A 20,809-nucleotide genomic window follows, 5' to 3' on the forward strand; every position below is an offset into this window, starting at 1 on the left:
GCAGTGCCAGAACGCCTTGCCGGCAACGTATCGGCAACGGCAAAAACCGTGAGGAAGACAAGCCATGTCAGCGCTGACCGGACTGAAGGTCCTGGAACTCGGCACGCTCATTGCCGGCCCGTTCGCCGCGCGCATCTTCGGCGAATTCGGCGCCGATGTCATCAAGGTGGAAACGCCCCACGGGCCTGACGGCACGGGCGGCGGCGACCCCATCCGCAGCTGGCGCCATCTGCACGAGGGCAATTCCCTTTGGTGGACGGTGCAGGCCCGCAACAAGCAATCCATCGCACTCAACCTGAAAGATCCACGCGCGCGGGAGATCGCCCGCAAGCTGGCGCTGGACGCCGACGTGGTGGTCGAGAACTACCGGCCGGGCGTGCTGGAGAAGTGGGGGCTGGGCTACGAGCAGCTGCGCGCCATCAACCCCGCGCTCATCATGGTGCGCCTGTCCGGCTATGGGCAGACGGGGCCCATGAAGGACCAGCCGGGCTTTGGCGCCATCGGCGAATCCATGGGCGGGCTGCGCTACGTGTCGGGCCATCCCGACCGGCCGCCCCTGCGCGTGGGCATCTCCATCGGCGATTCCATCGCCGCCTTGCACGGCGTGATCGGCGCGATGATGGCGCTGCGGCACCGCGACGCCACCGGCGGGCGCTGGAACGGCAAGCAGGGCGCGAAGTGCCAGGCGGGGCAGGGCCAGATGGTGGACGTGGCGCTGTACGAGGCCGTGTTCAACATGATGGAAAGCCTGGTGCCAGAGTACGACGTGGCCGGCGTGGTGCGCGAGCGTACTGGCGGCGCGCTGCCCGGCATCGTGCCTTCGAATACCTACACCACCCGCGATGGCCAGAACATCGTCATCGCCGGCAACGGCGACGCGATCTTCCACCGGCTGATGCGCGCCATCGGCCGTGACGATCTGGCCACGGATCCGGGGTTGGTGCGCAACGACGGCCGCGCCAAGCGCGTGGACGAGATCGACGGCGCCATCCAGCAGTGGTGCGGCGCGCGCGGCATCGAAGAGGCGCTGGGCGCGCTGAAGGGCGCCGACGTGCCGGTGGGCAAGATCTACAGCGTGGCCGACATGTTCAGCGATCCGCAGTTCCTGGCGCGCCGCATGATAGAGCAGCACCGCTTCCCTGACGGCACGCCGGTCAAGCTGCCGGCCGTCGTGCCCAAGCTGTCGGAGACGCCCGGCGAGACGCGCTGGGTGGGGCCCGTATTAGGGGAACATACCGAGGAAGTCCTGAAATCGCTGGGGTATGATTCAGCGGCTATAGAAGAGCTGGCAAAGACCGGCGCTATCGGTCTGCCCGACAACTAGGAGACAAGCACATGTCAGTCACTCGCCGTGATCTGCTCAAGATGGCCGGCGCCGCCGGCGTCATGGGCATGGCGCCCGCCATCGTGCGCGCGCAGAAGCTGGAGAAGACCAAGGTCCAGATCGCAGTCGGCGGCAAGCCGCTGATCTACTATCTCCCCCTGTCCATCGCGGAAGCCCGCGGCTACTTCAAGGACGAAGGGCTGGACGTCAGCATCGCCGACTTCGCGGGTGGCTCCAAGGCCTTGCAGGCCGTAGTGGGAGGCAGCGCCGACATCGTGTCGGGCGCGTTCGAACACACTTTGTCCATGCAATCCAAGGGCCAGGCCTACCGCGCCTTCGTGCTGCAGGGCCGCGCGCCGATGATAGGCGTGGGCGTGTCCAAGAAGAACCTGCCCAACTACAAGAGCGCCGCCGACCTGAAGGGCAAGAAGATCGGCGTGACCGCGCCGGGCTCGTCCACCAACATGGTGGTCAGCTTCTTCCTCGCCAAGCACGGCCTGAAGGCCTCGGATGTGTCCATCATCGGCGTGGGCGCCGGCGCCGGCGCAGTGACCGCGCTGCGCAGCGGCCAGATCGACGCCATCTCCAACACCGACCCCGTGGTGTCGATGCTGGAAATGCCGGGCGACATCCAGATCATCGTCGATACGCGCACGCTCAAGGACACCAAGGAAATCTTCGGCGGCAACATGCCGGCGGGCTGCCTGTACGCCCCGCAGGCCTTCCTTGACGCCAATCCCAACACCACCCAGGCCCTGGCCAACGCGCTGGTGCGCGCCGACAAGTGGATCCAGAAGGCCGGCGCCGACGAAATCGCCAAGGTCGTGCCGGAAACCTATCTGCTGGGCGATCCGGCCGTCTACAAGGCCGCCATCGCCAAGAGCCTGGAAGGCCTGTCGCCGGACGGCCTGATCCCCGAGGATGGCGCCGCCACTGCGCTCAAGGCGCTGGCTGCCTACCAGGCGGATTTCGACGGCTCCAAGATCGACCCGTCCAAGGTCTGGACCAACGACTACGCGCGCCGCGCCAACGAGAAGTACCCCAATGGCTGAAGCCGCGCTGTCGCTGGAAAACATCAGCTGCACCTTTGTCTCCCGCGACGACCGCTCGCAGCGCTACACCGCCGTCAGCGACACGACCCTGGCCATCGCGCCAGGGGAGTTCGTGTCGGTGGTGGGTCCGACCGGATGCGGCAAGTCCACCCTGCTCAACGTCAGCGCCGGCTTGCTGGCGCCGTCCTCGGGCAGCGTGAAGGTGTTCGGGCAGCCCCTGTCCGGCATCAATGAGCGGGCCGGCTACATGTTCCAGGGCGAGGCCCTGCTGCCCTGGCGCAGCGCGCTGGACAACGTGGTGGCGGGCCTGGACTTTGCCGGCGTGCCTCGGCAACAGGCGCTGGAGCGCGGCCGCGAATGGATGCGCCGCGTGGGCCTGGGCGGCTTCGAGGGCCGTTATCCGCATCAGATGTCGGGCGGCATGCGCAAGCGCACGATGCTGGCGCAGACGCTGATCCGCGATCCCGACATCATCCTGATGGACGAGCCGTTCTCGGCGCTGGACATCCAGACGCGCCAGCTCATGGAGAACGAGGTCCTGGACCTGTGGATGGCCAAGCGCAAGGCCGTGCTCTTCATCACGCACGACCTGGACGAGGCCATCGCCATGAGCGATCGCGTGGTGGTGCTGTCGGCAGGGCCCGGCACGCACCCCATCGGCGAATTCGCCATCGACCTGCCGCGTCCGCGCGACGTGGCCGAAGTGCGCACGCATCCGCGCTTCGTGGAGCTGCACTCCGCCATCTGGGGCGTGCTGCGCGAAGAAGTTCTTAAGGGCTACGCCCAACAGAAGCGAGCCTAGGCCATGTCCAAGCTGATCAAACCCGGTTCGGCCAGCCTGCGCTTCTGGCAGTTGCTGCTGCTCGTCATCATTCTTCTCGTTTGGCATTTCGCGTCGCGCGATCCCAAGGTGGCCTTCTTTTTCGGCGAACCGCTGAAAGTGTGGGGCCGCATCTGGGCCTGGTTCGTGACCAACGCGGACATCTATACCCACCTGGGCGTGACGCTGACCGAAACCGTGCTGGCGTTTTTCATCGGCACCATCGCCGGCCTGGCCTTTGGCCTGTGGCTGGGTCTGTCGCCCGGCGCAAGCGCGATCCTCGATCCCTACATCAAGGCCGCCAACTCGATGCCGCGCGTCATCCTGGCGCCCATCTTCGGCATGTGGTTCGGCCTGGGCATCTGGTCCAAGGTGGCGCTGGCCGTGACGCTGGTGTTCTTCATCGTGTTCTTCAATGTCTACCAGGGCGTGCGCGAAGTCAGCCCCACCTTGCTGGACAACGCCAGGATGCTGGGCGCGCGCCGCCGCCAGCTGTTGCGGCACGTTTACCTGCCGTCTGCCACCAGCTGGGTGTTTTCCAGCCTGCATACCTCCGTGGGCCTGGCCTTCGTGGGCGCGGTGGTGGGCGAGTATCTGGGCTCGGCCAGCGGCGTGGGCTACCTGATCCTGCAGGCCGAAGGCACTTTCGACGTCAACACCGTGTTCGCGGGCATCATCGTGCTCACGGCTTTTGCGCTGGTGCTGGACGCCATCGTCGGCATGGGCGAAAAGCGGCTGATGAAATGGCAGCCCAGGTCCGGCGAAACCGAAAAGATCTGACCGGAGTTTCCCATGGCCCGTCTACCCTACGCCGACCTGACCCATCCCGAAGCCAAGCCTCTGGTCGACCGCATCGTCGCCGAACGCGGCAGCGTCCTGCACCTGTACCAGATGCTGCTGCACAGCCCCGCGGTGGCCGGCGGCTGGCTCAATTACCTGACCTCGATCCGCCAGCTCAGCACCTTGCCTGGCGATCTGCGCGAGCTGGTCATCATGCGCGTGGCGGCCATCAACGGCGCGCCCTACGAGGCCGACCAGCATGCGCCGATCGCGCTGAAGGAAGGCGTTTCGCAAGCGCAGCTGGACGCGCTCAATGATTGGGAAGCGTCAGATCTGTTCGATGAACGCGAAAGGGCGGTGCTGGCCTACACCGATGCCATGACGCGACAGGTGCAGGTGCCGGAACCGGTGTTCCAGGCGGCGAAGGCGGCGATGGGCTCCGAAAAGCTCATCGTGGAGCTGACCGCGACGGTGGCGGCCTACAACATGGTGTCGCGCTTCCTGGAAGCGCTGCAGGTGCATTCACACGATCACCGCTGACGCACGCGCGCGGCCGCAAGGGCCGCGCGCATGCTTGCGGATGTGGCAGAGGAAAGTCGCGCTCAGGCGCGCTGCGCCTCGATCAACGCATCCAGCTTGACCGCGTCCGCCACGAACAGGCGGATGCCTTCCGACAGCTTTTCGCTGGCCATCGCATCCTCGTTGAGCAGGGTGCGGAAGGTGACCTCGTCCGCGCCAATGCGGGCCATGTTGGCGGGCACGTCGTCGGCGCGCAATTGCGCGGGCGCGTCGCCCTCGGTGCCGGCCAGCTTGGTCAGCAGCTCGGGGCTGATGGTCAGCAGGTCGCAGCCCGACAGCGCCAGGATCTGGCCCACGTTGCGGAAGCTCGCACCCATGATTTCCGTGGGGATGTCGAAGTGCTTGTAGTACTGGTAGATCCGCGTGACGGACAGCACGCCGGGATCGCGCGCCCCGGCATTGTCGGCCTCGACCCAGTTGGCGCCGGCGGACTTCTTGTGCCAGTCGTAGATGCGGCCGACGAAGGGCGAGATCAGCTGCACGCGGGCATCGGCGCAGGCCACGGCCTGCGGCAGCGAGAACAGCAGGGTCAGGTTGCAGCGCACGCCTTCCGATTGCAGGGCGCGGGCCGCCTGGATGCCTTCCCAGGTCGAGGCGATCTTGATCAGCACGCGCTCGCGCGGCACGCCAGCGGCTTCGTACAGGGCGATCAGGCTGCGGGCGCGTTCGATGGTGGCGCGGGTGTCGAAGGACAGGCGGGCGTCGACTTCAGTCGACACGCGGCCGGGCACGATGTCCAGGATGGCGCGGCCAAAGGCCACCAGCAGGCGATCCATGAGTTCGGCAGTGGGCGCGCCGCGGTGTTCGCGCGCGGTCTTTTCCAGCAGGGGACGGTAGGCGTCCTGCTGGACGGCCTTAAGAATTAGGGACGGGTTTGTGGTGGCGTCGGTGGGACGCAACGCCTTCATCGCTTCGAAATCCCCCGTGTCGGCGACGACGGTGGTGTGGTTGCGCAGGGCGTCAAGTTGGCTGGGCATGGACGGTACGGCTCGCTGCAGGCTAGGGTTGAAGGTGTCCTAGCGTATCACCGAGGCCGCAGGCGCGCTGCCGGCCGGACGGCGGAGGGGGACGGCGGGACGCGGAAAAACAGGCCAAAACCCCGTTTCCGGCCTTATTTGGCGCGGTTCCCCGAGAAAAACGGCCGCTCAAGGTATAATCCGAAGGTTTGATTATCGATTCTAAAACCGGGGTTTACTGTGCTGCCGCAACTCTTTCCCGAGGGGATCAACCGCTTCCCTCCTGCAATTCTGGCTCTGGCGGACGGTACCATTTTTCGAGGCGTGTCGATCGGTGCGCCTGGGCATACCGTTGCCGAAGTGGTGTTCAACACCGCGATGACCGGGTACCAGGAAATTCTCACCGATCCCAGCTATAGCGGCCAGATCGTCACGCTGACCTATCCGCACATCGGCAATACCGGCGTCAACGCCGAAGACGTGGAAGCCAAGCGCGTCTTTGCCGCCGGCCTGGTGGTCCGCGACTGTCCCGCCCGCGTGTCGAACTTCCGTTCCACGCAATCGTTGCCTGAGTACCTCTCCGAGCAAGGCGTCGTCGCCATTTCCGGCATCGACACCCGCAAGCTCACCCGCATCCTGCGTGAAAAGGGCGCCCAGGGCGCCTGCATCTTCGTCGGCACCGACGCCGAGCGCGCCGTCGAGCTGGCCCGCGGTTTTGCCGGCATGGCCGGCCAGGACCTGGCCAAGGTGGTGTCGCTCAAGGATCGCGCCGAATGGACCGAAGGCACCTGGCAGCTGGGCGAGGGCTTCTCCAAGCCCGACCAGTCCAAGTTCCACGTCGTGGCCTACGACTTCGGCATCAAGACCAACATCCTGCGCCTGCTGGCCGACCGCGGCTGCCGCCTGACGGTGGTGCCGGCCCAGACCAGCGCCGAGGAAGTCTTGAAGCTCAATCCTGACGGCGTGTTCCTGTCCAACGGCCCTGGCGACCCCGAGCCCTGCGACTACGCGATCGAAGCCACGCGCGCCTTCCTGGACAAGAAGCTGCCGGTGTTCGGCATCTGCCTGGGCCACCAGATCATGGGCCTGGCGCTGGGCGGCAAGACGCTCAAGATGAAGACCGGCCACCACGGCGCCAACCACCCCGTGCAGGACCTCCAGTCCAAGCGCGTGTTCATCACCAGCCAGAACCACGGTTTCGCTGTCGACGCGGCAAGCCTGCCGGCCAACGCGCGCGTGACGCACGTCTCGCTGTTCGACGGCACGCTGCAGGGCTTCGAGCTCACCGACCGCCCGGCCTTCTGCTTCCAGGGTCACCCCGAAGCCAGCCCGGGTCCGCACGACATCCTTGAACTGTTCGACAAGTTCATCGCCCTGATGTCCGGCCAAAAGTAAAGATTGCATCATGCCCAAGCGTACAGACCTAAAAAGCATACTCATCATCGGCGCCGGCCCCATCATCATCGGGCAGGCCTGCGAATTCGACTATTCCGGCGCACAGGCGTGCAAGGCGCTCAAGGCAGAGGGCTACCGCACCATCCTGGTGAACAGCAACCCGGCCACGATCATGACGGATCCGGAAACGGCCGACGTCACCTACATCGAGCCCATCACCTGGCAAGCCGTCGAAAAGATCATCGAGCGTGAAAAGCCCGATGCGCTGCTGCCCACCATGGGCGGCCAGACCGCGCTGAACTGCGCCCTGGACCTGGCCCACCACGGCGTGCTGAAGAAGCACAACGTCGAGCTGATCGGCGCCAACGAGCACGCCATCGAAAAGGCCGAAGACCGCCAGAAGTTCAAGCAGGCCATGACCGACATCGGCCTGGAATCGGCCAAGTCGGGCGTCGCCCACAGCATGGACGAAGCCTGGGAAGTGCAGCGCCGCATCGCGGCCGAAGTCGGCACCTCCGGTTTCCCCGCCGTGATCCGCCCCAGCTTCACCATGGGCGGTTCGGGCGGCGGCATCGCCTACAACGCCGAAGAATTCGAAACCATCTGCCGCCGCGGCCTGGAAGCTTCGCCCACCAGCGAACTGCTGATCGAAGAGTCGCTGCTGGGCTGGAAGGAATTCGAGATGGAAGTGGTCCGCGACAAGGCGGACAACTGCATCATCGTCTGCTCCATCGAAAACCTGGACCCGATGGGCGTGCACACGGGCGACTCCATCACCGTGGCGCCGGCTCAGACGCTGACCGACAAGGAATACCAGATCATGCGTAACGCATCGATCGCGGTGTTGCGCGAGATCGGCGTGGATACGGGCGGCTCGAACGTGCAGTTCGCCGTCAATCCCAAGAACGGCCGCATGATCGTCATCGAGATGAACCCGCGCGTGTCGCGTTCGTCGGCGCTGGCGTCCAAGGCTACCGGCTTCCCCATCGCCAAGGTCGCCGCGCGCCTGGCCGTGGGCTACACGCTGGACGAGCTCAAGAACGAAATCACCGGCGGCGCCACGCCCGCCTCGTTCGAGCCCTCGATCGACTACGTGGTCACCAAGGTGCCGCGTTTTGCCTTCGAAAAATTCCCCACTGCCGACGCGCGCCTGACCACCCAGATGAAGTCCGTGGGTGAAGTCATGGCCATTGGCCGCACCTTCCAGGAATCCTTCCAGAAGGCGCTGCGCGGCCTGGAAGTGGGCGTGGACGGCCTGAACCAGAAGACCACCGACCGCGAAAAGCTGCAGGTCGAACTGGGCGAACCCGGTCCGGAACGCATCTGGTACGTGGGCGATGCCTTCGCGCAGGGTTTCACGCTGGACGAAGTGCACAACATCACGCACATCGATCCGTGGTTCCTGTCGCAGATCAAGGAAATCGTCGACATCGAGCTGGCGCTGGAACAGAAGACGCTGGCTGACCTGGACTACGCCACGCTGTGGGAACTCAAGCGCCGCGGTTTCTCCGACCGCCGCCTGGCCTTCCTGCTGGATTCCTCGGAATCCGAAGTGCGCAAGCTGCGCCACCAGCTGAACGTGCGTCCGGTCTACAAGCGCGTCGACACCTGCGCCGCCGAATTCGCCACCCGCACGGCCTACATGTACTCGACCTACGAGGAAGAGTGCGAGGCCGCGCCCACCGACCGCAAGAAGATCGTGGTGCTGGGCGGCGGTCCGAACCGCATCGGCCAGGGCATTGAATTCGATTATTGCTGCGTGCACGCCGCGCTGGCGCTGCGCGATGACGGGTACGAGACCATCATGGTCAACTGCAACCCGGAAACCGTGTCCACCGACTACGACACCTCGGATCGCCTGTACTTCGAGCCGCTGACGCTCGAAGACGTGCTCGAGATCGTCCACAAGGAAAACCCGGTCGGCATGATCGTCCAGTACGGCGGCCAGACCCCGCTGAAGCTGGCGCGCGCCCTGGAAGCCAACGGCGTGCCCATCATCGGCACCAGCCCTGAATCCATCGACGTGGCCGAAGACCGCGAGCGCTTCCAGAAGCTGCTCAACAAGCTCGGCCTGCGCCAGCCGCCCAACCGCACTGCGCGCACCGAAGGCGAGGCCCTGGCCCACGCCGCCGAAATCGGCTATCCCCTGGTCGTGCGTCCCAGCTATGTGCTGGGCGGCCGCGCCATGGAAATCGTGCACGAGCAGCAGGACCTCGAGCGCTACATGCGCGAGGCCGTGAAGGTCAGCAATGACTCGCCGGTGCTGCTGGACCGCTTCCTGAACAACGCCACCGAAGTGGACGTGGACTGCCTGGCCGACGGTGAAACCGTCTTCATCGGCGGCGTCATGGAACACATCGAGCAGGCCGGCGTGCACTCGGGCGACTCGGCTTGCAGCCTGCCTCCGTACTCGCTGTCGGCGGAAGTCATCGCCGAGATCAAGCGCCAGACCACGATGATGGCCAAGGCATTGAACGTCAGCGGCCTGATGAACGTGCAGTTCGCGATCCAGGGTGGCGACGTCTACGTGCTGGAAGTGAACCCGCGCGCTTCGCGCACGGTGCCCTACGTTTCCAAGGCCACCGGCCTGCAACTGGCCAAGATCGCCGCGCGCGCCATGGCCGGCCAGACCCTGGCTGCGCAAGGCATCACCAAGGAAGTCGTGCCGCCTTACTTCTCGGTCAAGGAAGCCGTGTTCCCGTTCGTGAAGTTCCCGGGCGTGGACACCATCCTGGGTCCGGAAATGAAGTCGACCGGCGAAGTGATGGGCGTGGGCACGAGCTTCGGCGAAGCCTTCGTCAAGTCGCAGCTGGCCGCGGGTGTGCGCCTGCCGGAATCCGGCACGGTGTTCATCAGCGTCAAGAACCAGGACAAGCCCCTGGCGGTGGAAGTGGCGCGCGGCCTGCACGCGCTCGGCTTCAAGCTGGTCGCCACGCGTGGCACGGCTGCCGAGATCGAAGCCGCCGGCATTCCGGTTCAACTGGTGAACAAGGTCACCGAAGGCCGTCCGCACATCGTCGACATGGTGAAGAACGGCGAGATCTCGCTGGTCATCAACACCGTCGAAGAGCGCCGTAACGCCATCGCTGATTCGCGCACCATCCGCACCCAGGCGCTGGCCGCCCGCGTGACCTTCTTCACGACCATCGCCGGCGCCCGCGCCGCGGTCGAAGGCATGCAATACCTGCGCCAAGGCCTGGGCCTGCAGGTGTATCCGCTGCAGGAGTTGCACGCTTCCTTGCAAGGCTAAGCCGGCAAGCGACACAATAGGGCACGCGAAAGCGTGCCCTATTTTTTTGCAACGCGATTCCGCAACGCTACGACAGGCATCAGGCACACATGGAAAGAGTCTTCATCACCGGCGCCAGCAGCGGCCTGGGACGCGCCTTGGCGCAGCAATACGCGTCCACGGGCGCCACGCTGGGCCTGCTGGGCCGGCGCGAGGACGCGCTGCGCGAACTGGCTGACAGCCTGCCCGGCGAGCACCGCTGCTATGCAGTGGACGTGCGCGACCGCCAGGCGCTGCATGCCGCGGCACAGGATTTCATTGCCTTTTGCCAGGGCCGGGTGGACGTGGTCATCGCCAGCGCCGGCATCAGCGCCGGCACCCTGACCGAGCATGGCGAAGACTACGACGTCTTCAAGGCCATCGTCGACACCAATCTGCTGGCCACCGTGGCAACCTTCGAACCCTTCATCGCGTCCATGCGCCAGGCCGGGTCGGGCAGGCTGGTGGGCATCGCCAGCGTGGCAGGGGTGCGGGGGCTGCCGGGCGCGGGCGCCTACAGCGCGTCCAAGTCGGCGGTGGTGACCTATTGCGAAAGCCTGCGGCTGGAGCTGGCCGCCGAAGGCATAGACGTGGTGACGATCGCGCCCGGCTACATCAAGACGGCGATGACGGCCCACAACCCGTATTCCATGCCTTTCCTGATGGAAGCAGACGCCTTCGCCCGCCGCGCGCGCAGCGCGATCGGGCGGGGCGCGTCCTATGTGGTGATTCCGTGGCAGATGGGCATCGTGGCCAAGCTGATGCGCTTGTTGCCCAATGCCGTCTACGACAGGCTGGCGCGCAACGCGCCGCGCAAGCCGCGCCGCGCGCGCTAAGCGTTCACGGCACCACGTCGTTGCCGACTTCGTCGGTCACGTGGCCCACGTCGCCCCAGTCCAGCACCTGCCATTTACGGCCCTGCACGCCGACGCGGTTGATGCTGACGTTCAGCAGCGAGGCGTCGCGCGGCCCGTTCAACGGCACGCCCGAGGCATGGCGCCAGATGATGTCCAGCACGCCGCCGTGCGTGAACATCAGGATGCGTTCGTCGTCGTGGCGGCTGGCGATGTCGTCCACGGTGGAAATGACGCGGGACTGGAATTGGCCCAGCGTTTCGCCGCCGTCCAGCGGGCGCAGCGGGTCGCGGCTCTTCCAGGCGGCAGCGGCTTCGGGGGCCAGCACATCGATGCGTTCATGGTCCAGGCCTTCCAGCACGCCGAAGCCGCGCTCGCGGATGCCCGGCTCCACGCGCACGCGCAGGCCCAGCTGTTCGGACACGGGCACGGCGGTGGCGTGGGCGCGCTGCAGGTCGCTGCTGTAAATGGCGTGGATGGGCGTGTGGCGAGCCTCTTCGCGCATGCGCGCGGCCAGCAGGCTGGCCTGGTTGACGCCGAATTCGTTCAGGGGGATGTCTTGCCAGCCTTGCAGGCGGCGCTGGCGGTTCCAGTCGGTTTCGCCGTGGCGGATGAACCAGATTTCAGTCATTACGGTCTTGATGCGGATTTAGAGCTGGCCGGACGCGATGGGCGCGCGCGGTTTCCAGATGGTTTGAATGATCGAGCTTAACGCGACCAGCGCGGGCTCGCTAGCGCGCTCATAGGGCAGGATGAATCCCAGCATGGCGTCCACGCGCGCCTGGCCCCAGACGATGAAGTCGTTCGAGGCCGCGCCGGCCAGCGCGGCTTCCTCGCGCAGCAGGGCGCAGCCGGCGCCCGCGCGCACCAGCGCGTCCAGGTTGGCCTGGTCGTCATTCTGCATCACGATGCGCGGCGACAGGCCATGGCGTTCGAACATGTCGCGCAAAAGCAGGTGCGTATGGCTGCCGGCGGGGCCGTCCAGCCAGGGCAATTGCGCCACCTCGCGCCAGCCGCCGCGCTTGAGCACGGCGGCGTGCTCCTTGGGCATGGCGATGCGGTAGCGCACGCTGCGCAGGGGCTGCCAAAGCACGCCGCGCGGCGGATTCGCGGCGATGATCAGCGCCGCCGGCAGGCGGCCGGTGCTGACCTGTTCCGCCAACGCGGCGGCAGGCAGGGTCTGGGTCTTCAGCTCGACCAGCGGCAGGCGCTGGGTGACGGCCGAGGCCAGTTCGCCCAGGCGCAGGAAATCCGGCTTTTCGCTGGGCACGCCCAGCTCGACCGCCCCATGCAGGCTGCCTTGCAGCTGCTGGGCTTCGGATTTGAACTGCGCGCCCAGCACCAGCAGCGATTCGGCGGTGGGCAGCAGCACCTCGCCGGCCTTGGCCAAGGCCAGCCTGCCGCCGCTGCGGTCGAACAAGGCCACGCCCAGGCTTTGTTCCAGCGCCTTGATCTGCGCGGTCACGGCGGGTTGGGTCAGCGACAGCGCCTCGGCCGCCTTCGTCAGGTTGCCCAGCCGGGCGACGGTGACGAAGGCGCGGATCTGATAGATTTCCATGGCCCCGAGTTTAGGCCGCCAGGAGCCGCACTTGGGTAGGTTCGAGACCGATGGAAACCGGAGCGCCGATGGGGAAGGGCGACAGCCCGGCCAGATGCGATTGGTCCGCCGTCAGCCGCTGCTCGCCGATCTGCACCTGATAGCGGGTGAACTCGCCCAGGAACTCGCTGCTTTCCACGATGCCCGGCAGCCACACATAGCGCGCGTCGCCCAGCCCGTCCGCCATTTCGATCTGTACCGTGTGCGGGCGGAAGCTGGCCGCCAGCCGGGTAGCGGCGGGCGCTTCGCCCGTGAGCGGCAGGTGCAGGTCGCCCACGCCTTCCACCGCCAGCACCACGCTGCCGCTGGTGCGTTCGCGCACGTCGCCTTCCAGCACGTTCATCGTGCCCACGAAGTTGGCGACGAAACGGTTCACCGGATAGTCGAACAAGGTGCTGGGCGCGCCGATCTGCTGGACCACGCCATGGTCCAGCACCGCCATGCGGTCGGCGGTGGTCATGGCCTCTTCCTGGTCGTGGGTGACGAAGATGGTGGTGATGCCAAGCCGGCGCTGCAGGCTGAGCAGGTCCTGGCGCATCTGCACACGCAGCTTCTTGTCCAGGTTGGACAGAGGCTCGTCCAGCAGCAGCACCTGCGGCTCGATCACGATGGTGCGCGCCAGGGCCACGCGCTGCTGCTGCCCGCCGGAAAGCTGGTTGGGGCGGCGCTTGCCATACTGGGACAGGCCGACGAGGTCCAGCGCGGCCTCCACCTTGGCATGGATCTCGGCGCGCGGCAGCTTGCGTTCGACCAGGCCGAAGGCCACGTTGTCCCAGACCGTCATGTGCGGCCACAGCGCATAGTTCTGGAACACCATGCCGATGTTGCGGTTCCAGGGCGGCGTGCCGCTGATGTCCTTGCCGTCCACCAGCAACTGCCCGGCGCTGTGCCGGTTGAAGCCGGCGATCAGCCGCAGCAGCGTGGACTTGCCCGAGCCCGAGGGGCCCAGCAGCGCGAAGAACTCGCCGGGTTCGATGCTGATGTTGACGTCCTTGAGCACTTCCGTCTTGCCATAGGACAGCCGGATGTTGCGGCATTCGACGCTGACTTTCTTCATGCGGATTCCCCTTCATTGCGAGCCGGCCGCTGGCGCGACTGGGCGCGCTCCACCAGCAGGTGCGAGACATACGTGCCGATGGCCACCGCGGCCACCGCCAGGACGCCGAGCGCGGCGCCGGGACCCCGCCCCGCTGCGCTCTGCATGTACAGATAGATGCCGTAGCTCATGGGCGCCTGGCTATCCTTGGTCACCAGCATGATGGTGGCCGACAGTTCCACGGCCGCCGTCACGAAGCTGGTCACGAAGCCCGCCAGCATGCCGCCCGCCATGAGCGGCACCACCACGCGCCGTATGGTGCTCATGCGCGTCGCGCCCAGCGATTGCGCCGCCTCTTCCAGCGAGATGTTGATCTGCTGCAGCGAGGCCACGCAGGAACGCAGGGCGTAGGGCAGCCGGCGCACCGAGTACGCGATCATGATGATGATCCACGACGAGGTCAGCAGCGTGCCCGTGCCGGGCAGCTCGATGCCGCGGAAGGTGCGCAGAAAGCCGATGGCCAGCACGATGCCTGGAATCGCCAGCGCCGCGGAAGCCAGGAAGTCCAGCCACTGGCGCGCCGGCAAGCGGGTGCGCAGCATCAGGTAGGCAATGGCAGTCCCCAGGATCACGTCCACGCCGGCGGCCAGGCCGCAATAGAGCAGGGTGTTGGCGATCATGCCTTGCGACTCGGAGAACACCGCGGCGTAATGCGCCAGCGTGTAGCCGTCAGGTAGCGGCGCAAAGCTCCAGACGCTGGCCAGCGACAGCAGCAATACGCCCATGTGCGGCGACAGCACCAGCAGCAGCACCAGGATGATCCAGCCATTGGCCAGCACGCTCTCCATCGGGCGCAGTTTGCGCTTCTGGATGGAGCCGCCGCCCTTCTGCAGGGTGGAGTAATCGCGGCCCTTGAGGACCCGTGCCGACAGCCACAACGCCAGGATCGAGAAGCCCACCATGATCACGCTGATCACATAGCCCAACGGGTCCTCCAGGCCCACCTGCGTGATGCGCAGATAGGCTTGCGGCGCCAGCATGTTGGTGGTGCCCAGCACCAGCGGCGTGCCCAGGTCGTCGAACACCTTGACGAACACCAGCGAGGCGCCAGCCACGTAGCCGGGCAGGGCCAGCGGGAAGATCACGCGGCGGAACAGGCGAAAGCCCCGCGAACCCAGGTTGAAGGCCGCTTCTTCCATGGCGCCGTCGATGTTGCGCAGCGCCACCACCAGGTTCATCAGGATGAAGGGAAAGTAGTGCAGCGCTTCCACGAAGATGACGCCGTTCAGGCCTTCCATGAACGGAATGGTGAAGCCGAACCAGTCATTGAGCAGCAGGTTCACGCTGCCCGAGCGGCCGAAGATCAGCTGCATCGCGACCGCGCCCACGAAGGGCGGCATGATCAGCGGCAGCACGCCCAGCGTCTGGATCAGCAGCGCGCCGCGGAAATCGAAGCGCACCGTGAAGTACGCCAGCGGCACGGCGATCAGGGACGCCAGCAGCGCCGACCAGCCCGCCACGTACAGGCTGTTGAAGAAGGCTTCCTTCATCAGCGGCTGGTTGAAAAAGGCGCCGAAGTGGCCCATGGTGAAGCTGCCGTCGGCGTTCACGAAGGCGCTGTAGAACACCGTGCCCACCGGCACGGCCAGGAACAGCAGCAGAAAACCGAACACCAGTAGCGCCGTCAGCAGGGGGCCGACGGGCAGGCGCGAGTGGCCCGAAGAATTCATCGAGATTCCCGAAATCGTTGCCAGGGGAAAACCGCGGCAGCGGACGGGACCGGCCCGTCCACTGCGCGTCCTGCGGGTGTGGCGGCCTAGAGCGCGGCGGCCTGCTTGGCGAGCTTCACGGCTTCTTCGTAGTTCGCCTTGGAACGGCCGTTCCATTCGCCTTCCAGCTGAGTGATCTGCTGGTTCACGGCGGCGTCCTTCTTGTTGCCGGCGAAGATCGCCAGGAAGGCCGGGTCGGCGGCCTTCTTTCCGTCGATCAGCGGCGCCCAGGTCAGCTTGCGGGCCTGCGCCAGCAGTTCGGCAGCCTTGCCGCTCTTGGCCTTGTCGCCCAGCTTGGCTTCGGCGTCGTAGATGGCCTTGGTGGCGGCCTGCAGTTCCTTCAGGCGGAACGTGACCGTCTGGTCATACAGCGACTGCACCACGTAATAGCGCGACTGCGACAGGTCGGCGTTGAATTGCACCTTGCTGCGCTTGGCGATTTCAGCGGGGTCGGGGTAGCCCTGGGGAATCTTGCCGGCCAGCGCCGTGTAGGGCAGCACTGGCAGGCGCGAGATCTTGGGCTCCAGCAGCAGTTCCTGCCCGGCCTGGCTGAGGGTGAAGGCGATGAACTTCTTGCCTTCCTCAGAGTTCTTCGCGCCGGCGATCAGCGCGATGTTGGCCGGCACGATGGCGGTTTCGGAGGGGTAGACGAATTCGACCGGGAACTTGGAATACTTGCTGGACAGGCCGAAGAAGTCGATCACCGGGCCGGCGCCGAACTGGCCGTTGTTCACGCCGTCGGGTACGCCGAACGAACGCTCGGTCACGGCGCTGCTGTTGCCCGACATGCGCAGCAAGGTGCTCCAACCTTCGTCCCAGCCTTCGCCCTGGAGGATGGTTTCCACCGTCAGGTGCATGGTGCCCGAGCGCGACGGCGAGGTGATCCCGACATGGCCGAACCACTGCGGCGACAGCAGGTCCTTCCATTCCACCGGCGCAGGGATCTTGTGCGCCGCGATGTAGCGGGTGTTGTAGATGATGCCGTAGCCGGCCAGGGCCTGGCCCAAATACATGCCGCCCGGATCGTTGATGGGATAGTTGCCGATCTTGTCAGGCACCTGCTTGTTGGCGACGTCGGTGGAACTTGCCAGCAGTTTGTCGCGGCCCAGCACTTCGAAGGCGTCGGGCGCGCTGGCCCAGAACACCTCGGGGCGCTGGCCGGCGGGCGTTTCGCGCACATAGGCGATGCCCGATACCGTGTTCTTGTTCAGGACTTCCAGCGTGATGCCGGGATTGGCCTTTTCGAAGGCCGTCTTGTAGGCCTGGGTGAGGTCTTTGGGGAACGACGTGATCACCGTGACGGTGCCTGCCAGGGCAGGGGCCGCGCAAACGGCCAGCACCGCACCTGCAAGGGCTGTGCGCATTGCATGCATGGTTTGTCTCCGTAGTTTTAGATTTGTCCGGAGACAGTACTGGCCGGCCTGGGCAGCGTCCAATCACAAATTTTGATGCGCGCCATCAATGCGGGCGCCCCGGCCGGGCGGGGCGCCGAGCCTTGCCCGCTAGGCCGTGGCGGATATGCCGCCTTGCATGGCCCGGGCCTGCTTGTCCATCACTGCGGTGATCTGCTGCTGGATCTGCATCGCCTGGGCGTTGAGCGCCATCAGTTGCTGGGCCTTCATTTCGGCCGGCATGCTGCTGGCCTTGACCTTGGCGATCTGGTCCATCACGCGCTTGAGCTGCTTCTGCAGTTCCTTGATCTGGCGTGTGTAGGCGTCGTCGTTGCTGGAGTCTTCGGTTTCCTTGGCTTCCTGCACGTTGCCCATTTTCAGGCCGCCTGGGTTGTTGACGCGGATCTTGCCGTCCGCGGACACCGTGCTCGCTTCCGCGTCCGAGGCGCTCTTGGCTTCCTTGTTGGCCTGGATCTTCTGGGCCCAGAGGTCGGCCAGGCTGTTGATTCGGGAACTGCCGCTGATGGGATCGATCGCCATGATTGCTCCTGCCGCCTATGAGGATTTCGGGGTTTTCACTAGTACGGCATTCTGACGGTGAACTTAAGCATTGCCCCCTGTTTGCGGCCCCCTTTACACTGGCGCCCGCTCACACCCAACACCTACTTTGGGATATCCATGTCCAATTCCTACTTTCCGCGCTGGCGCCTGGCGGACGACGCCGAGCCCGGCGTCATCATCGCGCCCGACGAAAGGCTGTCCTGGCCCAAGAACGTGGCCATGGGCGCCCAGCACGTGGTTGCCATGTTCGGCTCCACCGTGCTGGCGCCGCTGCTCATGGGCTTTGACCCGAACGTTGCCATCCTGATGTCAGGCATCGGCACGCTGATCTTCTTCCTGTTCGTGGGCGGACGCGTTCCCAGCTACCTGGGTTCCAGCTTCGCCTTCATCGGCGGCGTGATCGCGGTGACCGGCTATGCCGGCGGCGGGGCGAACGCCAATATCGGCGTCGCGCTGGGCGCCATCATCGCCTGCGGCCTGGCCTACACGCTGATCGGCCTGATCGTCTGGTTCGTCAACGCGCGCGCCGGCGGCGGCGCGAACTGGATCGACACCCTGATGCCGCCCGTCGTCACGGGCGCGGTGGTTGCGGTCATTGGCCTGAACCTGGCCCCGATCGCCGCCAAGGGCGCGATGGGCGCATCCGGTTTCGACAGCGTGATGTCCATGGTCACCATCCTCTGCGTGGGCGGCATCGCCGTGTTCACCAGGGGCATGGTGCAGCGCCTGCTGATCCTGGTCGGCATGATCCTGGCCTGCGTGGTGTACGGCATCCTGGCCAACGGCATGGGGCTGGGCAAGCCCATCGACTTTTCGGGCGTGGCCGCCGCGGCCTGGTTCGGCTTGCCGCATTTCGCCGCGCCGGTGTTCAAGGCCGAGGCCATGGGCCTGATCGTGCCTGTCGCCATCATTTTGGTGGCCGAGAACCTGGGCCACGTGAAGGCCGTCAGCGCCATGACCGGACAGGACCTGGATCGCTATCTGGGCCGCGCCTTCGTCGGCGACGGGGTCGCCACCATGGTGTCCGGCGCCGTGGGCGGCACGGGCGTCACCACCTACGCCGAGAACATCGGGGTGATGGCGGTCACGCGCATCTATTCCACCCTGGTGTTCGTGGTCGCCGCCCTGATCGCCATCGTGCTGGGCTTCTCGCCCAAGTTCGGCGCGCTGATCCAGATGATCCCGGGGCCCGTGCTGGGCGGCATGTCGGTGGTGGTGTTCGGCCTGATCGCCATTGCCGGCGCCCGTATCTGGGTGGTCAACCAAGTGGACTTCAGCGACAACCGCAACCTCATCGTGGCTGCGGTCACGCTGGTGCTGGGCGCGGGCGACTTCACGGTCAAGTTGGGTAACTTCACGCTGGGTGGCATCGGCACCGCCACCTTCGGCGCCATCATCCTGTACGCCTTGCTGCGCCGCAGGAAGTAAGCGGCGCGACCACGCGCGGACCCGGCGTCGCGCGCGTGGCCGGCCAGCGCGCCTAGGTGCCCGACAGCCTCGTGGCAGAGGCCGTGGCGGTCACGGCCACCGGCACCGCCTCGATCACCTGTCCGGATTGCGTCTTGAATACTGCGGTGGCTTCCGCCAGGCGCCGCGCCTGTTCCTCCATCGCGGCTGCCGCCGCTGACGCTTCCTCGACCAGCGCGGCGTTCTGCTGGGTCACCTCGTCCATTTGCGAAATTGCCAGGCTGACCTGGTCTATGCCGCCGGCTTGCTGCGTCGAAGCGGCCGAGATCTCGGCCATGATCGCCGCCACCCGCTGCACGGAATCCACAATTTCCTGCATGGTCTGCCCGGCTGCGGCGACCTGGGCCGAACCGGCGGCGACCGTGTCCACCGAAGCTTCGATCAGCGTCTTGATCTCCTTGGCGGCCTGCGCCGCGCGCTGGGCCAGGGTGCGGACTTCGCCCGCGACCACGGCAAAGCCCTTGCCCTGCTCGCCGGCGCGCGCGGCTTCCACCGCCGCATTCAGCGCCAGGATGTTGGTCTGGAAGGCGATGCCATCGATCACGGACACGATGTCCGCGATCCGCCGCGAACTGTCCGAGATGCCGTGCATGGTGGCCACCACCTGCTCCACGTTCTGGCCGCCGCGCTGCGCCACGTCCATGCTGACCGCGGCCAACTGATTGGCCTGGGCGGCGTTTTCCGCATTCTGCTTGACGGTCACCGCCAGCTCTTCCATGGTGGATGCGGTTTCTTCGAGCGCCGCGGCCTGTTCTTCGGTACGCACTGACAGGTTGGAGTTGCCGGCAGCGATTTCCGCCGCGCCCACATTGATCTCATCCACCCCCTGGCGCACGGACGTCACCGTGCGGGTGAGGCCCTCCTGCATGCGTTTGAGCGAAGCGAACAGGACGCCGATCTCATTGTTGGAGCGGGTTTCCACGCGGTTCGTCAGGTCGCCGGCCGCGATGCGGTCAAAATGCCTGCCAGCCTCCTGCAGCGGACGCAGCACGGCGCGCCGGATGAAGGTCCAGCACAATGCCGTCAGCAGCAGGGCGGCGGATATCAGCACGACCGCCGAGATCCGGGCGGTGGAGTAGGTTTGCTCCGAGCTTGCCAGCACGCCGTCGCTGCGCTCCTGGACCCGGGCCAGGAAGGCTTGCATGTCTTTCATGAAGTAGGCGTCTGCCTGGGGCAGCCGCCCCTCGTCCTGGCGGTACTTGGCAGGCGAGCGTGCCTTGAGGTCGGATTCCAGTGTGTCCAGGATGGCGGCGTACTCGGTGAAGCGTCCCTGCAGCGTCTGGGCCAGCTCCTGACCGCGAGGACTCTTGGGGACGGCCATGTAGCGGGCGAAGCGCTCGCGCGCCTGCTTCAGATGGCTGGCGGCTTCGTCGCCGGCCAGCCCGGCCTGGTCCATGCCGCCGGCCTGCATGGCAGCCATGCCCGCGCCGAGCGCCAGTCGCGCGCGCAGCAGGGCGGCGTTGGCCTCGTAGAGCGGGTCGACCTGATGGACCGCGACATTGTTCAGGTCCTTGATTTCGGTCACGCTTTTTTCGGCGTTCATCCAGCTCAAGCCGCAAGCCAGCGCCAGGGCGACGACGAAGCAGCCCAGCACCAACAGCATTCCAGTACGGACTTTCAATTTTTCCAGCATGAGAGCTCCTCGTTCTTGAACGCGATCCGCCGCGCGAAGGAACGGCCCAGGCCGCCCGCCGAGCGGCGGAATGGCGAACGTCGCGCCGGGTGGCTGCGATGCGTCCGCCTCCACTGCAACTACCCGCAAAAACAAGACTCCTGCGCCTGGCACGTGCTTGCGATCAGCAGCCCGGCCAATCGGCAGTGATTTCAATGTATTAAATTGTCATGAATGACACAATTTGTTGTTTTATACTGATTCAGTCCGTTTTTGCTGGCGTTTTTGAGAGGTAAGCCTCGGCTGTTGCAAAAAACTATCGAAGAGTAGTTTTTACGCCACACCTGC

17 protein-coding genes are annotated in these 20,809 nt (G+C 65.8%); 9 read left to right on the top strand and 8 right to left on the bottom strand.

All coding sequences use genetic code 11. The annotated features are described in order from the left end of the window. Positions 1–64: 64 nt before the first annotated feature. The 5 genes from IB257_RS15075 to IB257_RS15095 are packed head-to-tail and all read left to right on the top strand — an operon-like array spanning position 65 to position 4,516. Entirely contained in the window at positions 65–1,324 is a 1,260-nt protein-coding gene (locus IB257_RS15075; protein ID WP_192492498.1) for a CaiB/BaiF CoA-transferase family protein, read from the top strand. 11 nt (positions 1,325–1,335) lie between these two features. Beyond that, a complete protein-coding gene (locus IB257_RS15080) occupies positions 1,336–2,376 on the top strand; it encodes an ABC transporter substrate-binding protein (RefSeq protein WP_054451384.1) in 1,041 nt (346 codons plus the stop codon). Next, a complete protein-coding gene (locus IB257_RS15085; protein ID WP_054451383.1) occupies positions 2,369–3,178 on the top strand; it encodes an ABC transporter ATP-binding protein in 810 nt (269 codons plus the stop codon). Before IB257_RS15080 ends, IB257_RS15085 begins: the two co-directional genes overlap by 8 nt. A 3-nt stretch (positions 3,179–3,181) precedes the next feature. Next, a complete protein-coding gene (locus tag IB257_RS15090; protein WP_054451381.1) occupies positions 3,182–3,976 on the top strand; it encodes an ABC transporter permease in 795 nt (264 codons plus the stop codon). A 12-nt stretch (positions 3,977–3,988) separates the two neighbouring features. Continuing rightward, entirely contained in the window at positions 3,989–4,516 is a 528-nt protein-coding gene (locus IB257_RS15095; protein WP_054451379.1) for a carboxymuconolactone decarboxylase family protein, read from the top strand. 62 nt (positions 4,517–4,578) lie between these two features. On the opposite strand, the gene tal is transcribed toward IB257_RS15095, so the two are convergent. Then, positions 4,579–5,532 carry a transaldolase gene (gene tal, locus IB257_RS15100; protein ID WP_192492499.1) on the bottom strand — a complete coding sequence of 318 codons (954 nt, stop codon included), beginning with the start codon at positions 5,530–5,532 and terminating at the stop codon, positions 4,579–4,581. Positions 5,533–5,751: 219 nt separating this feature from the next. On the opposite strand from tal, the gene carA reads away from it, so the two are divergent. From carA to IB257_RS15115, 3 genes are all read left to right on the top strand, one after another. Further along, positions 5,752–6,906 carry a glutamine-hydrolyzing carbamoyl-phosphate synthase small subunit gene (carA, locus tag IB257_RS15105; RefSeq protein ID WP_059380170.1) on the top strand — a complete coding sequence of 385 codons (1,155 nt, stop codon included), beginning with the start codon at positions 5,752–5,754 and terminating at the stop codon, positions 6,904–6,906. A 10-nt stretch (positions 6,907–6,916) separates the two neighbouring features. Continuing rightward, complete coding sequence (gene carB, locus IB257_RS15110) at positions 6,917–10,156, top strand: carbamoyl-phosphate synthase large subunit (RefSeq protein ID WP_054451376.1); 3,240 nt, start codon at positions 6,917–6,919, stop codon at positions 10,154–10,156. Between the two features lie 89 nt (positions 10,157–10,245). After that, positions 10,246–11,010: an SDR family oxidoreductase gene (locus IB257_RS15115; RefSeq protein ID WP_054451375.1), complete on the top strand. Its 765-nt coding sequence runs from the start codon at positions 10,246–10,248 to the stop codon at positions 11,008–11,010. A gap of 4 nt (positions 11,011–11,014) precedes the next feature. On the opposite strand, the gene IB257_RS15120 is transcribed toward IB257_RS15115, so the two are convergent. The 6 genes from IB257_RS15120 to IB257_RS15145 form a co-directional block, all read right to left on the bottom strand. After that, positions 11,015–11,659, bottom strand: a complete 645-nt coding sequence (locus IB257_RS15120; RefSeq protein WP_013395601.1) for a histidine phosphatase family protein — start codon at positions 11,657–11,659, stop codon at positions 11,015–11,017. 18 nt (positions 11,660–11,677) lie between these two features. Further along, positions 11,678–12,586 carry a LysR family transcriptional regulator gene (locus IB257_RS15125; protein ID WP_054451373.1) on the bottom strand — a complete coding sequence of 303 codons (909 nt, stop codon included), beginning with the start codon at positions 12,584–12,586 and terminating at the stop codon, positions 11,678–11,680. Positions 12,587–12,596: 10 nt separating this feature from the next. Next, positions 12,597–13,682, bottom strand: coding sequence for an ABC transporter ATP-binding protein (locus IB257_RS15130; protein ID WP_054451372.1), 1,086 nt, complete (start codon positions 13,680–13,682; stop codon positions 12,597–12,599). Continuing rightward, positions 13,679–15,391, bottom strand: a complete 1,713-nt coding sequence (locus IB257_RS15135; RefSeq protein WP_192492500.1) for an iron ABC transporter permease — start codon at positions 15,389–15,391, stop codon at positions 13,679–13,681. Before IB257_RS15135 ends, IB257_RS15130 begins: the two co-directional genes overlap by 4 nt. A gap of 86 nt (positions 15,392–15,477) precedes the next feature. Continuing rightward, positions 15,478–16,803 carry an ABC transporter substrate-binding protein gene (locus tag IB257_RS15140; RefSeq protein ID WP_054451370.1) on the bottom strand — a complete coding sequence of 442 codons (1,326 nt, stop codon included), beginning with the start codon at positions 16,801–16,803 and terminating at the stop codon, positions 15,478–15,480. 129 nt (positions 16,804–16,932) lie between these two features. Further along, on the bottom strand, positions 16,933–17,361 hold the full coding sequence (locus IB257_RS15145; RefSeq protein ID WP_054451369.1) for a hypothetical protein: 429 nt from the start codon (positions 17,359–17,361) through the stop codon (positions 16,933–16,935). A 138-nt stretch (positions 17,362–17,499) separates the two neighbouring features. Between IB257_RS15145 and IB257_RS15150 the strand changes: the two genes are divergently transcribed. Then, positions 17,500–18,810, top strand: coding sequence for a solute carrier family 23 protein (locus tag IB257_RS15150; protein ID WP_054451368.1), 1,311 nt, complete (start codon positions 17,500–17,502; stop codon positions 18,808–18,810). Positions 18,811–18,862: 52 nt separating this feature from the next. Here IB257_RS15150 and IB257_RS15155 read toward each other — a convergent pair whose 3' ends face one another. Next, positions 18,863–20,482, bottom strand: a complete 1,620-nt coding sequence (locus tag IB257_RS15155) for a methyl-accepting chemotaxis protein (RefSeq protein ID WP_192492501.1) — start codon at positions 20,480–20,482, stop codon at positions 18,863–18,865. Positions 20,483–20,809 lie beyond the last annotated feature (327 nt).

The sequence above is a fragment of the Achromobacter sp. ACM03 genome, from assembly GCF_014851665.1.
In the GTDB taxonomy this organism is placed as follows: Bacteria; Pseudomonadota; Gammaproteobacteria; order Burkholderiales; family Burkholderiaceae_B; genus Achromobacter; species Achromobacter aegrifaciens.

What these genes read in the sequence shown, in the direction of transcription:
- IB257_RS15075 (WP_192492498.1), top strand. Translation starts at nt 65, where the DNA reads ATGTCAGCGCTGACCGGACTGAAGGTCCTGGAACTCGGCACGCTCATT.
- IB257_RS15080 (WP_054451384.1), top strand. Translation starts at nt 1,336, where the DNA reads ATGTCAGTCACTCGCCGTGATCTGCTCAAGATGGCCGGCGCCGCCGGC.
- IB257_RS15085 (WP_054451383.1), top strand. Translation starts at nt 2,369, where the DNA reads ATGGCTGAAGCCGCGCTGTCGCTGGAAAACATCAGCTGCACCTTTGTC.
- IB257_RS15090 (WP_054451381.1), top strand. Translation starts at nt 3,182, where the DNA reads ATGTCCAAGCTGATCAAACCCGGTTCGGCCAGCCTGCGCTTCTGGCAG.
- IB257_RS15095 (WP_054451379.1), top strand. Translation starts at nt 3,989, where the DNA reads ATGGCCCGTCTACCCTACGCCGACCTGACCCATCCCGAAGCCAAGCCT.
- tal (WP_192492499.1), bottom strand. Translation starts at nt 5,532, where the DNA reads ATGCCCAGCCAACTTGACGCCCTGCGCAACCACACCACCGTCGTCGCC.
- carB (WP_054451376.1), top strand. Translation starts at nt 6,917, where the DNA reads ATGCCCAAGCGTACAGACCTAAAAAGCATACTCATCATCGGCGCCGGC.
- IB257_RS15115 (WP_054451375.1), top strand. Translation starts at nt 10,246, where the DNA reads ATGGAAAGAGTCTTCATCACCGGCGCCAGCAGCGGCCTGGGACGCGCC.
- IB257_RS15120 (WP_013395601.1), bottom strand. Translation starts at nt 11,659, where the DNA reads ATGACTGAAATCTGGTTCATCCGCCACGGCGAAACCGACTGGAACCGC.
- IB257_RS15125 (WP_054451373.1), bottom strand. Translation starts at nt 12,586, where the DNA reads ATGGAAATCTATCAGATCCGCGCCTTCGTCACCGTCGCCCGGCTGGGC.
- IB257_RS15130 (WP_054451372.1), bottom strand. Translation starts at nt 13,682, where the DNA reads ATGAAGAAAGTCAGCGTCGAATGCCGCAACATCCGGCTGTCCTATGGC.
- IB257_RS15135 (WP_192492500.1), bottom strand. Translation starts at nt 15,391, where the DNA reads ATGAATTCTTCGGGCCACTCGCGCCTGCCCGTCGGCCCCCTGCTGACG.
- IB257_RS15140 (WP_054451370.1), bottom strand. Translation starts at nt 16,803, where the DNA reads ATGCATGCAATGCGCACAGCCCTTGCAGGTGCGGTGCTGGCCGTTTGC.
- IB257_RS15145 (WP_054451369.1), bottom strand. Translation starts at nt 17,361, where the DNA reads ATGGCGATCGATCCCATCAGCGGCAGTTCCCGAATCAACAGCCTGGCC.
- IB257_RS15150 (WP_054451368.1), top strand. Translation starts at nt 17,500, where the DNA reads ATGTCCAATTCCTACTTTCCGCGCTGGCGCCTGGCGGACGACGCCGAG.
- IB257_RS15155 (WP_192492501.1), bottom strand. Translation starts at nt 20,482, where the DNA reads ATGCTGGAAAAATTGAAAGTCCGTACTGGAATGCTGTTGGTGCTGGGC.